The 13,587-nt window shown below is 61.0% G+C and carries 13 protein-coding genes; 5 read left to right on the forward strand and 8 right to left on the reverse strand.

The window, feature by feature from the left end; genetic code table 11:
* Positions 1 to 12 precede the first annotated feature (12 nt).
* Positions 13 to 960: an MBL fold metallo-hydrolase gene (locus LPB73_RS25430; RefSeq protein ID WP_231078613.1), complete on the forward strand. Its 948-nt coding sequence runs from the start codon at positions 13 to 15 to the stop codon at positions 958 to 960.
* Between the two features lie 25 nt (positions 961 to 985).
* On the opposite strand, the gene LPB73_RS25435 is transcribed toward LPB73_RS25430, so the two are convergent.
* Positions 986 to 2,389 (reverse strand): flavin monoamine oxidase family protein, encoded by a 1,404-nt coding sequence (locus LPB73_RS25435; RefSeq protein ID WP_231078614.1) that lies wholly within the window; start codon positions 2,387 to 2,389, stop codon positions 986 to 988.
* A gap of 194 nt (positions 2,390 to 2,583) precedes the next feature.
* Here LPB73_RS25435 and LPB73_RS25440 point away from each other — a divergent pair, with 194 nt between their 5' ends.
* Positions 2,584 to 3,471, forward strand: a complete 888-nt coding sequence (locus LPB73_RS25440; protein ID WP_089263035.1) for a YiiX/YebB-like N1pC/P60 family cysteine hydrolase — start codon at positions 2,584 to 2,586, stop codon at positions 3,469 to 3,471.
* A 9-nt stretch (positions 3,472 to 3,480) separates the two neighbouring features.
* Here LPB73_RS25440 and LPB73_RS25445 read toward each other — a convergent pair whose 3' ends face one another.
* Genes LPB73_RS25445 through LPB73_RS25455 form a run of 3 tightly spaced genes read right to left on the reverse strand, consistent with a single transcriptional unit; the run spans position 3,481 to position 6,660 of the window.
* Positions 3,481 to 4,332 carry a carbohydrate ABC transporter permease gene (locus tag LPB73_RS25445; RefSeq protein ID WP_231078615.1) on the reverse strand — a complete coding sequence of 284 codons (852 nt, stop codon included), beginning with the start codon at positions 4,330 to 4,332 and terminating at the stop codon, positions 3,481 to 3,483.
* A gap of 13 nt (positions 4,333 to 4,345) precedes the next feature.
* On the reverse strand, positions 4,346 to 5,224 hold the full coding sequence (locus LPB73_RS25450) for a carbohydrate ABC transporter permease (protein ID WP_231078616.1): 879 nt from the start codon (positions 5,222 to 5,224) through the stop codon (positions 4,346 to 4,348).
* Between the two features lie 53 nt (positions 5,225 to 5,277).
* Complete coding sequence (locus LPB73_RS25455) at positions 5,278 to 6,660, reverse strand: ABC transporter substrate-binding protein (RefSeq protein ID WP_231078617.1); 1,383 nt, start codon at positions 6,658 to 6,660, stop codon at positions 5,278 to 5,280.
* Positions 6,661 to 6,800: 140 nt separating this feature from the next.
* On the opposite strand from LPB73_RS25455, the gene LPB73_RS25460 reads away from it, so the two are divergent.
* Positions 6,801 to 7,553: a sulfate transporter family protein gene (locus tag LPB73_RS25460; protein WP_231078618.1), complete on the forward strand. Its 753-nt coding sequence runs from the start codon at positions 6,801 to 6,803 to the stop codon at positions 7,551 to 7,553.
* Here LPB73_RS25460 and nth read toward each other — a convergent pair.
* Positions 7,550 to 8,326 (reverse strand): endonuclease III, encoded by a 777-nt coding sequence (gene nth / locus LPB73_RS25465; protein WP_120287705.1) that lies wholly within the window; start codon positions 8,324 to 8,326, stop codon positions 7,550 to 7,552. The two genes, LPB73_RS25460 and nth, sit on opposite strands and share 4 nt — an antisense overlap.
* 22 nt (positions 8,327 to 8,348) lie before the next feature.
* Between nth and LPB73_RS25470 the strand changes: the two genes are divergently transcribed.
* Together LPB73_RS25470 and LPB73_RS25475 are read left to right on the forward strand one after the other, a co-directional pair.
* Positions 8,349 to 8,867: a DUF2244 domain-containing protein gene (locus tag LPB73_RS25470; protein ID WP_089263045.1), complete on the forward strand. Its 519-nt coding sequence runs from the start codon at positions 8,349 to 8,351 to the stop codon at positions 8,865 to 8,867.
* Between the two features lie 81 nt (positions 8,868 to 8,948).
* Entirely contained in the window at positions 8,949 to 9,830 is an 882-nt protein-coding gene (locus LPB73_RS25475; RefSeq protein WP_414716825.1) for a methylated-DNA--[protein]-cysteine S-methyltransferase, read from the forward strand.
* Between the two features lie 43 nt (positions 9,831 to 9,873).
* Here LPB73_RS25475 and LPB73_RS25480 read toward each other — a convergent pair whose 3' ends face one another.
* The 3 genes from LPB73_RS25480 to LPB73_RS25490 form a co-directional block, all read right to left on the reverse strand.
* Positions 9,874 to 11,241: an MFS transporter gene (locus tag LPB73_RS25480; protein ID WP_231078619.1), complete on the reverse strand. Its 1,368-nt coding sequence runs from the start codon at positions 11,239 to 11,241 to the stop codon at positions 9,874 to 9,876.
* A 77-nt stretch (positions 11,242 to 11,318) separates the two neighbouring features.
* Positions 11,319 to 12,848: an aldehyde dehydrogenase gene (locus LPB73_RS25485; RefSeq protein ID WP_231078620.1), complete on the reverse strand. Its 1,530-nt coding sequence runs from the start codon at positions 12,846 to 12,848 to the stop codon at positions 11,319 to 11,321.
* Positions 12,845 to 13,495: a GntR family transcriptional regulator gene (locus tag LPB73_RS25490; RefSeq protein WP_115032048.1), complete on the reverse strand. Its 651-nt coding sequence runs from the start codon at positions 13,493 to 13,495 to the stop codon at positions 12,845 to 12,847. The genes LPB73_RS25485 and LPB73_RS25490 overlap by 4 nt, the downstream gene beginning before the upstream one ends.
* Between the last annotated feature and the right edge of the window lie 92 nt (positions 13,496 to 13,587).

Raw genomic sequence — 13,587 nt, forward strand, 5'->3', positions numbered from 1 at the left:
CGGGAGACGACCATGATCGATCGCCGCGACATGCTGAAGTTTGCCGCTGCCGGCGCCATGGTCTTCGCGGCGCGCCCCGCGCTGGCGCAGACGCCGGCAAAACCGCGCACCAGGATCATATTTCTCGGCACCAAGGGCGGCCCACGCGTCGGCGTCGGTGCGTCCAATCCCGCCAACCTCGTTGTGGTCAACGACACGCCATTCGTGATCGATTGCGGCATGGGCGTCAGCCGGCAACTGGTCAATGCCGGCGTGCCGCTTCCCTCAGTGAAGTATATCTTCATCAGCCACCACCATTCCGATCACAATCTGGAATACGGCAACTTGTTCTACAATGCTTGGGCCGCAGGCCTCTCGACGCCGATCCGCTCGTTTGGTCCCAAGGGCATCGAGGCAATGACCCGGACTTACTGGGAGTTGAACAAATTCGACGTTGATACCCGCATCGAAGATGAAGGCCGCCCCGATCCGCGGCCGTTGCTCGTTGCCAAGGATATCGCGGAGGATGGCATGGTTCTGCAGACGGCCGACGTCAAGGTGACAGCGTTCCGCACTCCGCATCCGCCGATCGTCGACAGCTTCGCCTACAAATTCGAGACGCCCGACGGCGTCATCGTGTTCTCCAGCGACACCGCTTACAACCCGAAGCTCGCAGAGTTCGCCAAGGGGGCGGACGTGCTGGTGCATGAGGCACTTTACGTGCCCGCTGTTGACCGGCTGGTGATCAAGACGAAGAACGGCGCGACGCTGAAAAAACATTTGATGGAAAGCCACACCACCACCGAGGATGTCGGCCGCATCGCCGCCGCGGCTGGCGTGAAGGTGCTGGTGCTCAGCCACTTCGTGCCGGGCGACGATCCCGAAGTCACCGACGAGGACTGGATCTCGGGCGTGCGAAAGAATTTTTCCGGCAAGATCATCGTGGCCAAGGATCTGATGCAGCTGGCGCTACCGGTGTAGCGCCAATAGCAGCCTCACGTCGCGGCTACTCCAACCCCGCTCCGCTCGACCGCTGCCGCCGCTGCTTCGTCCGCACCGGCTTGTCTGGTTCCGGCTCTTTCATTGCGCCGATCTTCTTGAGCGCCGCCTCTGCTGCGCGCTCGCCGCTTTCCCATGCGCCATCGACCGTGCCCCACAATGTTTCGTGCGTGGCTTCGCCGGCAAGGAACAGATTGCCCATAGGCTCAGCCAATACGCGGCGCGAGGCCTGGCCACCCGGTGCGGCCCCCGACATGGCTCCGAGCACGAATGGCATCGTATCCCAGCGCGTCGTTGCAGAACGCTTGATCGCCGGTTTGATATCGGAGCCGAACAGCTTCGTCAGCCATTCAACGGCGAAAGCCACCATCGCGGCCTCGCCCTGAGTTGCAAGGTCGCGGCCGAATGCGCCCGCGACATCGACGGTACACAGCGATGATCCGCCAATGTTCGCAAACAGTGCACCGGTACGTGTGCTCGTGCTTTGCTCGACCATCAGCTCATCGCGACCCAGCCCGAGCGGATTGCCAGTAAACTGTAGCGCGATACGGTCATAGCTGCCGAGGCTGAGTTTTGCCGCCGCGTCGAGCTGCCGCTTTGGCAGTTCCGGCGTGAACTTGATTGTCCCCGACGACAACACATTGCTTGATGCGGTGATGATCACCGCCCGCGCCGCAATGCGCCCTGACGCCGTCTCAACGCCGATGTCGCGTCCGCTCCAGGTCACGCGCGTCGCAGGGGTCGACAGCGCCACTGGAACGGCCTCGCCGAGCTTGCCCATCAACGCCCCGAGCCCCTGGCGCGTGGCAACATCGATGGCGCGATCCTGCGCGCGCGAGAGATCCAGCGTCGAGAGATCCTTGAGGTCCTTGCCGGTCGCATAGGCCCCGAGCACGAAATCGATTGTGCCCGCCCAGTCCCCGAGATCCTTCGGCAGCGCCGTAGCGCAGGAGATGTCGGCACGGCGCGCTGCTTCGTCGATGGCGCGATTGGCCCGCACCACCGCAGCGAGCAATTCCTCGGTCTCGCCGGCGCGGGCATTGCGACGGCCGATACGCAGCTTCTGGCTCGGCGGCGATGGCGCGACATCGATTCCCACCGGCCGGGCAAGCTTCACCACTGCGTTGGTTTCCGGCGTGTGCAGCCAGCGCGCGCCGCGATCGAACGGGGCGTCGAAACTTGTCGCGTCTGTCATGCACCGTCCGCCAATCCGGCTGGAGGCCTCGACCACGATCACCTTGCGATTGGCCGCCTGGATACGACGCGCCGCAGCGATGCCCGCAGCGCCCGCGCCAATCACGACAATGTCAGCATCCCGCGGCAGCGACGCGGCCAATGTCCTTGCGCCGAACAGCGGCACAAGTGTCAATGCTGCGGACGCCGACAGGAAATCTCGGCGTGAAATCGTCATGACATGGTTTCCGAAATTTTATGATGCATGAGAACGTCTCGCGAACCTTGCCGTATTCGAGGGTGTGCGGCAACCGTCGTGGTGAATGAATTGTCACCAGCGCCGCGCGGGCATGAACCAAATTGCAATGGCTCTCGACCATGATGGAGCCAGGGAAAGCGGTCGACATGAACCGCGCTGGGGGAGTCACGATCATGGGCCTCATGCTCGATACGGTCGGGAAACTGATCGCGAAATATCTGCAGAAGGAGCTGCCCGGCTACGAGCCTTTCACGCCGAGCGACCCCGAACGCCTGCGCGGTATCATCGAGGAAGGTGACGTGCTGCTGGTCGAAGGCAACAACCGCGTCTCCGGCATCATCAAATATCTCACGCAATCGACCTGGTCGCATGCCGCGCTCTATGTCGGCCCAATCGATGGTGCTGCAGAGCCGAACGGCGAGCCGCATGTGCTGATCGAGGCCAATATCGGCGAAGGTGTCACCTCGGCACCGCTGTCGAAATATTATCCGTTCCACACCCGCCTGTGCCGCCCGGTCGGTCTGTCTTACGAGGACCGCACCACTGTGTGTCGCTACGCCATCAACCGGATTGGCTTTGGTTACGACACCAAGAACATTCTCGACCTGATGCGCTTCCTGATCCCGCTGCCAATACCGCAGCGCTGGCGGCGGCGCATGATCGCTTTCGGCTCCGGCGATCCCACCAAGATCATCTGCTCGGCATTGATCGCGCAGGCTTTCGATGCCGTGCGCTATCCGATTCTGCCGAAAATCACCCGCGCCGGTAGCCGCCAGGCCCGTCGCGAGATTCTGCACATCCGCGATTCATCGCTGTATATGCCCAGGGATTTCGATATCTCGCCCTATTTCGAAGTGGTGAAGCCGACCATTGAACTCGGATTCGACTACACGGCGTTGCATTGGGCCGACAAACAAAAGCCGCTCCGGGAGGTGGCGGGCACTTTCGATCCATTTCCGGACGTCTTCGGCACGCCGCCGCTCATTCCTGAGACGACTGACACGGAAGCGGAAGTGGCTGACGAAGACGTGAGCAGGCCTCGGATCAGGCTAATCGCCTGATCCGCCACTTCACGACTTGACCGCGCCCGCTGTGAGTCCGCCGACCATGTAGCGCCGGAAGGCGTAATACACTGCGGCTGGTGGTAGCGCGTAAATAAAGCCCGTGGTCATCAGCAATTCCCAGGGCGAGTCATCAGCGGCCAGGAAGTTGCCGAGCGCGACGGGTAGCGTGATCTCGGTATCCTTGGACAGCAGCAGAAAGGCGTAGAGATATTCGTTCCAGGCGAGCAGCAGCGCATAGGTCCCGATTGCGACCAGCGACGGCAACATCAGCGGCACATAGACCATGCGAAACAGTTGCAGCGGCGTCGCGCCATCCATGATGGCGGCTTCGTCGAGCTCGAGCGGCAGCTTGTCGGACGCCTGCTTGAGCACCCAGATCGCATAGGGCGAAGCAATGGTCACCATCGCCAGGATCAGCGACCAGTGATTGTTGAGCAGGCCGTAATTGCCCATGGTGCGATACATCGGCACAGCGAGGAATGCGGCGGGAATGAAATAGGTGAACAGCGCCATGTTCATCACCGTCCGTCCACCGCGCACACGGAGACGGCTGATGGCAAAGGCCGCAGCGGTGGCGATGACCAGCGTCAGCGCACCAACAGCCACCGCGATAACGACGGAATTGAAGAACTGCGCCCAGAAATCGCGCAGGAAATAGTGCTGCTGATTGAACACGATTCTGAAATTGTTCAGCGTCGGATGGTCGGGCCACAACTTGCCCGCGAACGCATCCTGCTTCGGCGAGATCGCGAACAGGAACATGTGGTAGATCGGAATCAACGTCCAGATCAGCACGGGAATGCCGATCAGCAGCAACCGCGCTTCCGTGCCGACTTCTCGTAGCGTTGGCACTCTCATCGGGTGAACCTCTTCATCGAGAGAGCCGTTTCATCATGAAATAGACCAGCGGCAGCACAAGCGGCATCGCGCAAACGATGGATGCCATCGACATGTCGAGCTGATCGAGGCGGAGATAGCGAATCCCCAATGTAGACAGAACATGAGTGAGATCCGCTGGCCCGCCTCCCGTCAACAGATAGACGCTGTTGAAGTCGCCGAGCGTCCAGATCATCGAAAGCAGCGTGCAGGTGAGATACAGCGTCTGCATCGATGGCCAAGTGATGAAGCGGAATTTCTGCCACCAGCTGGCGCCGTCGACATCGGCGGCCTCGAACATGTCCGTCGAGATCGCCAGACGCCCTGTCATCAGGATCAGCGTCCAGAACGGCAGCGACTTCCAGATGTGCACCAGAATCGCCAGCGTCAGGCCCATGGCAGGGTCATTCAGCCAGTTGGGCCCATCCTCGCCGGTGAACTTGAAGATCAGGTTATTGATCACGCCCCATTCGGGATTGAACATGAAGCGGACCGACAGGATGGTCGGGATCGACGGCACGGCCCAAGGCAGGATGAACAGCACCGACAGCCAACGTATCCAGGTGCGCGACTGCACGAAGAATCCGGACAGGAACAGCGCCACCAGCATTTTGAGATTGATGCCGATAATCAGGAAGATCAGCGTGTTGACGACGGCGCGCGCGAATACCGGATCGTTATAGAGCGCGACGTAACTCGCCGGGTGCCGCGCCAACCACAAGCCATAACCGATCGGATAGACCACGAAGGCGGCGAACACGAGCAGATAGGGCGCGATCATCACGACGCCCCAGACCTGCGGCGTCGTGAGGCGGGCCGACCATGGCCGGCGTGGCAGCGTATCGGCGGGAGCGGGATAGGTGATCGTGGCCATGCTGTACACCATTGCAAAAGCCGGCCGCGAGGGGCGGCCGGCTTTGTCTCGGACTAACCCGCGATTTCCTTGATCCGGGCGATCAACTCATCGACGGCCTTCTCGACCGGCACCTTCTCGCTGACCACGCGGTTCATCGCCTTGGCCCAGACGTTCTCGTTATTGAGGATCGTGAACTTGTAATTCTTCACGAAATCGAACGACGAGGTGCCACCCGTGAACTGGGTATAGACTGCCTTGCGATGCTTGTCGGCCTGCCAGAACGGGCTTGCCTGTCCGGCCTTGGTCACCGGGAACCAGCGACCCAGCGCACCTTCGACATAGGGGCCAAGGTTTTCTTCTTCCATCAGGAACTTGACGAATTCCTTGGCGCCCGCCTTGTTCTTCGACTGCGAGAAGATCATCCCCGTCTTCACGTCTGAGCGATACTTGATCGGCGTGCCGTCCGGCTTCAGCGGGAACGATGCCGTGACGATCGTCTCTTCATAGGCCTTCTTGCCGGCCGCGCGCTGCTCCGGCGTCAACGTCTGGTTTTGCGAATCCTCGAACCACTTCGCCGCGATCGAAATCGTGAAGTTGTGGGTCATGATGATGCTCTTGTTGTGGAAGGCGACATTGTTGTCGGGGTCCTTCCACGTCGTCGAGGATGGCGGCGTGCAGCCCTTGATATAGGTGTCGGTATAGTCCCTGAGCGCGCCGATCAGGCCTTCCTTGACCTTGGGATCGTCCACCAGAAGCTTGCCGTCATCATCGACCAGCTTGACGTTATAGGCATCCATGAAGGTGTAGAACGACTGCAGTGAGTCCGTGGACTCCACGCCCATCGGCTGGCCGACACCATAGGCACGGCCGCCCGACGCCTTACGATAGGCCGGCTGGACCTTATCGCACCAGAACGACCAGTAGCCCTTCCAGTCCTTGGGAATATCGCTGATCTTGTAGCCGGCCTGCTCGAGCAGATCGCTCCAGATCTCCACATGCATCGACTGCTGCTTCAGCGGAAAGCCGTAATACGCCTTCTTCTTGGTCTGGCCGTTCATCAGATAGGCCGTCTCGACCGTGTTCGGCGCGAATTTATCCATCATCGGCTTTAGGATGTCGGTGATATCTTCCAGCTTGCCTTCGAAGGCCCATTTGCCGGATGCCTGCACATCGTAGGTGTCGGCATAGGCGACATCCGGCGGCGTACCGGAATCCAGCGCAGCCACGGTCTTCGGGATCATGTCCTGAATGGCATATTGCGAGAGTTCGACCTTGATCTTGGTTTTGTCTTCGAATTTCTTGATCGCCGCCAGCAGCGATTCATCTTCGGATTTATAAAACCCCTTGCTGAACCAGACGGTGATGCTTTGCTGCGCGAAGGCGGGCGCTGCGGTCAGAAACAAGCCAGAAGCGGCAGTAGCGAAAACAAGCGCACGGGTACCCTTGGTGATCAAGATGTCGTCCTCCCTGATGATTGTTTTTCTTGAGACTACCTCTTTCTATTTATCCGTCCAGTGAAGAAGTCGATGCTGCGCTGCACTTGTCTGACAACTTCGCAAGGGTTACGTCTTCGTGATTGCAAGGAGAAAATCGGATGCTTGTCGCTGCCGCCAAGGCGCTATCGCAAATTCTTTCACCGCCGATGCGCAGCATCCTGTGGAAGTCGATCGGACTTGCCCTGGTTTTAATCACTGTCCTGGCAATCGGCATGCAGCGGTTGTTGAACTGGGCTGCCACTTCGGGCGGCGTCTGGGCCGAAAGCACGATCGGGTCGGACTACCACACGATGATCAATGTGTTGTCCTGGACCTTGTCGATTGCCGCCGGTCTCGGCGTCGTCGCCGGCGCAATCTTTCTGATGCCGGCGATTACGTCACTGGTCGCCAGCGTGTTCGTCGATGATGTTGCCGATATCGTCGAGCGCGAGCACTATCCCGCGGAGCGGGTCGGCGTCGCATTGCCGTTCGGGCTCGCTATCACCGAAGGCGGCAAGACCGCGCTGCTGACCATCGCGGTCTATCTGATCGCGCTGCCCTTCGTATTCTTCGCCGGTATTGGTTTCGTCGTCTTCTTCATCGCCACAGCCTGGCTGCTCGGCCGCGAGTATTTCGAGCTGGCCGCCATGCGGTTCCGCTCGCCGGCGGACGCCAAGGTGATGCGCAAGCAGCATGCGGCGACGGTGTTCACCGCCGGGCTGTTCATCGCGGCCTTCGTCTCGATCCCGATCGTCAACCTGGCCACGCCGCTGTTCGGCATGGCCTTCATGGTCCATATGCACAAGCGATTGAGCGGACCACGACCGGAGTTGATCGAGCCGGGTCGCGTGACAAAGATGCCGGTCGCCTAGACCACGGTCTTCTCCGGCCACTGGCACAGATCGTTGATCAGACACACCTCGCAGCGCGGCTTGCGCGCGAGACACGTATAGCGGCCGTGCAGGATCAGCCAATGATGGGCATGCAGCATGAACTCGTCGGGGATCACGCGCTCCAGCTCCAGCTCCACGTCGAGCACGTTCTTGCCCGGCGCCATGTTGGTGCGATTGCCGACGCGGAAGACATGGGTGTCCACAGCCATCGTGTGCTCGCCAAACGCCATATTGAGCACGACATTGGCGGTCTTGCGCCCGGCGCCCGGCAGTGACTCGATTTCGGCGCGGGTGCGCGGCACGACGCCGCCGAATTCGCGGATCAGCTTTTCCGACAGCGCGATAACGTTCTTCGCCTTGGTGCGATAGAGGCCGATGGTCTTGATATAGTCCCGCACCGTCTCTTCGCCGAGATCAATCATTTTCTGCGGTGTATCGGCGATAGGAAACAGCGCGCGCGTCGCCTTGTTGACGCCGGCGTCAGTCGCCTGCGCGGACAACACCACTGCGACCAGCAATGTGTAGGGGTTGAGATGTTCGAGCTCGCCCTTGGGCTCGGGATTAGCCTTGCGGAAGCGCGAGAAGGCTTCATGGACCTGGGCTTTGGTCCAAGGCTTCAACTTGATGGGTTTCAGCTTGATGGGCTTCGGCTTGGCGACCTTCTTCGCAGGCGCCTTTACCGCTTTCGCTACAACCTTCTTTGCAGGACTGGACTTTGCGCTGGCGGCGAGCTTGCGGGTGATTTTCGGCATCAAAGGGATATACTGAGGGACCATGACATCAGGCAACGACTTTGACGTCTCGCAGGAACCGATGCTGTTCAGCGCGCTGCTGCGTCCGCATCACGCGCTGGGTCGCAAGGGCTTCCTCGTGCTCATGGGTTTCATCAGCATGGTCTCGTTCGGCGCGGGGATGGCCTTCCTGCTGATGGGCGCCTGGCCGGTGCTCGGCTTTTTCGGCCTCGACCTGCTGGCGATCTATATCGCCTTCAAGGTCTACGACAGACGCGCCAGGGCCACCGAAGAGATCACGGTCACGCCGTCGGAAATCCGTGTGCGCCGGGTCAGCCCATCAGGCGACGTCGTGGAATGGGCATTCAATCCACTCTGGGTGCAGATCGATCAGGTGTGCCACGCCGAATTCGGCATCGAGCAGCTTTTTCTGGTGTCGCGCGGCCGTCGGGTGTCGATCGCACGGTTCCTCGGCGCGGAGGAAAAGGCGAGCTTCATCAAAGCCTTGATGGAAGCGCTCCAGGCCGCCAAACGCGGCCCGACCTATAATCCGGTGAACTGATGATCCATCGGGAAACGGGTGGTTTGCGCGTCGGGGCAGGCCTACATCGATATCATGATGAATCTTGCCAGAGACCTAGCGATGACTGAGCATCGCCCGATCAAGCCGGGCCAGCGCGACGCGGCCCTGCGCGATTACGATTCCGTACGCCGTGCCATCGGCTTCATGCACTCGCAGTGGCGGGACCAGCCGAACATCGAGGCCGTGGCGGATGCCGCGAGCGTGACGCCGGACGAGTTGCATCACCTGTTCCGCCGCTGGGCGGGACTGACACCGAAAGCGTTCATGCAGGCGCTGACGCTCGACCACGCCAAGCACCTGCTGCGCGATTCCGCCAGCGTCCTCGACGCCGCGCTCGACTCAGGCCTTTCCGGCCCGGGCCGGCTGCACGATCTCTTCGTAACCCATGAAGCGATGTCACCCGGAGAATGGAAAACCGGCGGCGCCGGCATGGAGTTGCGCTACGGCTTCCATCCCTCACCGTTCGGCACCGCGATCGTGATCGCCAGCGACCGCGGCCTTGCGGGTCTCGCTTTCTCCGATCCGGGCGACGAACAGCGCGCTTTCGCCGACATGAGCCGGCGCTGGCCGGCGGCCACATTGATTGAGGACACTCCCGGCACGGCCGGACTGGCGCAGCGCATCTTCGACAGCAAGCTGTGGCGCCCGGACCAGCCGCTGCGGGTGGTGTTGATCGGGACGGATTTCGAAGTCCGCGTCTGGGAAACGCTGCTGAAGATCCCGATGGGTCGTGCGGTCAGCTATTCGGATATCGCCTGCAAGATCGACAACCCGAAGGCCTCACGCGCCGTCGGCGCGGCCGTGGGCAAGAACCCGATTTCCTTCGTGGTGCCGTGCCATCGCGCGCTCGGTAAATCCGGCGCGCTGACGGGTTATCATTGGGGCATTACACGGAAGCAGGCCATGATCGGCTGGGAAGCCGGACAGGTGGGAGCGAATTAGCAGCAATGGGCCGCAGCTTCCTGCGGCCCATTGGACTGAACGACTAAGACGCTTCCTTCAGCACGGGCGCTGAGGATTCGTCGGTCTTCATTTCTTCAAGGCTGCGGTTCCGTGGCTCAATGCCGAACGCCCACACCGTGATGATCTGCAGCACCAGCAATCCGATCATCAGCGCCATTACGCCCGCAACGCCGCGCGCCTCGAACAGGGTCACCACCAAGAACGGCGTCACGATGGTTGCGCCGCGCCCCAGCGTGTTGACGATCCCCGACGCCCGCAAGCGCACTTCGGTGGGGAACAGTTCGGGGATATAGATGCCGAACAGCAACGCAACCAGCACATAGATCGGGATCGTGAGCGCGAAACCGACCGCTGGCAGCAGAAGCGGATCGGAAATCATCGGATAGATGATGCCCAACACCACCGCGATCAGCGACGAACCGATGATGGTCGGCTTGCGGCCCCAACGGTCGGCCGTCAGCGCGCCGATGGCCGAGCCGACCGGAGCACCCAGCGCCATCAGTAGCGAGTAACTGAACGACGTGGCGACACTCAATCCCTGTTTGATGAAGAACACCGGCAGCCAGGTCACGAAGCCATACAGCAATGTGTTGATGGTGATCAGGCAGATCGAACCGACGATCATACGCGACAGCAGTGGGGGCGCGAATAGCGACGACAGCTGGCCGGACGCCTGCACGGTCGAGACCGCGGTCACCGGCGGCAGCGGCTTGCCTTGGGCGGCCTCACTCTCGATCTTCTGCATGAGCGCCTCTGCCTCCTCGCGGCGGCCGACGGCCTCGAGCCAGCGCGGCGACTCCGGCAGGTTCTTGCGCATGTACCAGACCACCAGCGCACCGATGCCGCCGAGTACGAACATGGCGCGCCATCCGAACATCGGCACCACGAACGAGGCCACCAGTAGCGCCACCGGCAGGCCACTGACGACGCAGACGGCCATCAGCCCCAGATACTTGCCCCGCGAACGCGCGGGAACGAACTCGGTCATCGTCGAGTAGCCGACCACGTTTTCGGCACCGAGTCCGAGGCCCATCACGAAGCGGCACAGGATCAGAATGGTCATGTTTGGTGCGAATGCCGCCGCAAGCGATGCCACGCCGAACAGCAACAGATTGAACTGGTAGGAGAACCGACGGCCGTAGCGATCACCGAGAAAGCCGGTGCCGAACGAGCCGAGCATCATTCCGAAGAACGTCGCCGAAATGAACAGCGCATTCTCGGCGAGTGTCGAGAAGCCGCTCTTGAGCGTCACGCCCAGCACTGTTCCTGCGATGTAGATGTCAAAGCCGTCGAAGAACATTCCAATCCCGATCAACGTCATGATGCGGTAATGGAACGGTCCGATCGGCAGCCGGTCCAACCGGCCGCCCGCATTTACTGATGTCGGCATCGTCGTCTCTCCCTGTTTGTTTCCATATCGGATTAGCGCCGTCCCTCTGTGGGGGATCTGTTGGCGATCGCTTTGCTCTAGTTCAGTCGCTTCTGCGCCGCCGTGTCGCGATACCAGTCGAACGGGCCATCGCCCGTCGCCACCATCACGCTCTTGGTGTTGAAGTGATCATCGAAGCTTTCGGTGCCGCATTCACGGCCGATGCCACTGTCGTCCACGCCGCCCCAGGGCGATGCGGGATCGAGGCGATGATGATCGTTGATCCAGACGATACCCGCCTTGACGCGGCCGGCCACGCGATGTGCGCGCGCGACGTCACGGGTGCGGATCGCCGCTGCAAGTCCGAACGGGGAATCATTGGCCAGACGCAACGCATCGGCCTCGTCCTTGAACGGCGTGACAGATGTGAACGGACCGAACACCTCTTCCTGGAAGATGCGCATGTCCGACCGAACATCGGCGAACACCGTGGGCTCCACGAAGAACCCGTTTTCGTGACCGGCAACCTTTGCCGCAACGCCACCAGCAACCAGCCGGGCACCATCCTCGTGACCGAAACGCGCATAGGAAAGCACGCGGTCACGCTGGCGCGCCGAGATCACCGGGCCGAGCTGCGTGTTGGGATCGAACGGATCGCCGATACGGATAGACTTCGTCTTGGCCTGCAACTTCGCGACGAACTCGTCGTAGATCGAGGCCTGCACGATATGCCTGGAAGCGCAGACGCAAGTCTGGCCAGCACCGATAAAGGCGCCGAAAGCGGCGTAATTGACCGCTTGATCGACATCGAAATCATCGAACACCATGACGGGCGTCTTGCCGCCAAGCTCCATCGTCTGATGCGCGAATACTTTCGCTGCCGAAGCACCGGCGATGCGCCCGGCTTCGGTACCGCCGGTCAACACCAGCTTGTTGATATCGGGATGTTCGGACAACATCTTGCCGGCACTTGGGCCGTAGCCCAGCACGATATTGAACACACCCGGCGGCAGGCCAGCTTCGGTGAAGATCTGCGCGAGCTTCAGCGTGGTCAGGGGCGTGTATTCCGAAGGCTTCACGACCGTCACGCAGCCGGTAGCGAGCACAGCCGCCAGCGACTTGCACAGGATCATCAGCGGATGATTGAACGGCGTACAGTTCGCCACGATCCCGATCGGCGTGCGCAGCGTATAGTTGAGATACGCGCCTTCGACCGGGATGACCGAATCGCGCCGCGCCAGGGCAACGCCGGCGAAATAGCGGAAGAAATCAGGAAGACGCGCAAGCTGCGCACGGGTCTCGTTGACTGGACGGCCGTTGTTCAACGTTTCCAGCCGGTATAGCGTGTCGAGATTAGCCTCGAAGGCATCGGCAAGCTTGTTGATGAGGCGGGCGCGGGCGCGCGTATCGATGCCGCCCCATGCGCGTCCTTCGAACGCCGCACGCGCGCTCTTCATCGCATGATCGATATCGGCCGTGGTCGAATTGGGGATTCGCGCGATGACGTCGCCCGTAGCCGGGTTCCGCACATCAATCATCTCGCCGTTGCCGGCTTCGATTTCGCGGCCATCGACGAAATTGCCGTGGATCTCGACATCGATGGAGCCTGTTTTTGTTGGAATGTTCATAGATCTCTCCCTTCGACGATGATCGCGTTACGCGCCAAGGCAGGCAGCACGCGCTTTTCTGTTTTCTCGATGTGAGCCTTGATGATGCGCGCCGCGCCGCGCTGGTCGCGGCGCTGCATGGCGTCGATCAGGCTGACGTGCTCGCCCACGAGCTGCATGTGATCGCGGCCCTTGACGTTGGCGATGCTGATACGCACCAGCCGGTCGGCCTGTTCGATCAGATCGCGCGCGGCCGACGCCATGCGCCGGTTGCCGGACGCCTGTGCCAGCGCGATGTGGAAGGCGCGGTTATAATCGATGAAATCTTCCGCCGAGCCGTCGAACGACCTGTACTGGTCCAATCCGCGCAGGATGTTGTCCGAGGCGTGCTCGATCGCTTCCGACACACAGGCCGGCTCGACCGCATAGCGAAACCGCAACAGGTCCCGGGCGTCCGAGATCGAGATCGGATTGACCCGATAACCCTGGCGCGGCTGCACCGTCACGAGATGCTCGCGCTCCAGCCGCAGCAAAGCCTCACGTACGGGCTGGCGGCTGACCGCATAGCGCTCCGCCAGCTCCTGCTCCCGCATATCATCACCTGGCAGAAAGCGACACATCAGGATATCAGACCTGAGGCTATTGTAGACATTATCTCGAAGAAGCACGGATATTTCCTCTGATTCTCCGACAAAGATGCATCTCGTGAAATATCACGTCAAGTCAGATTTGCGCGATCGAGGACTTGCTTTTAGGCTCC

Origin of the sequence: Tardiphaga sp. 37S4 (genome assembly GCF_021044645.1) — a bacterium.
GTDB classification, from domain to species: Bacteria; Pseudomonadota; Alphaproteobacteria; order Rhizobiales; family Xanthobacteraceae; genus Tardiphaga; species Tardiphaga robiniae.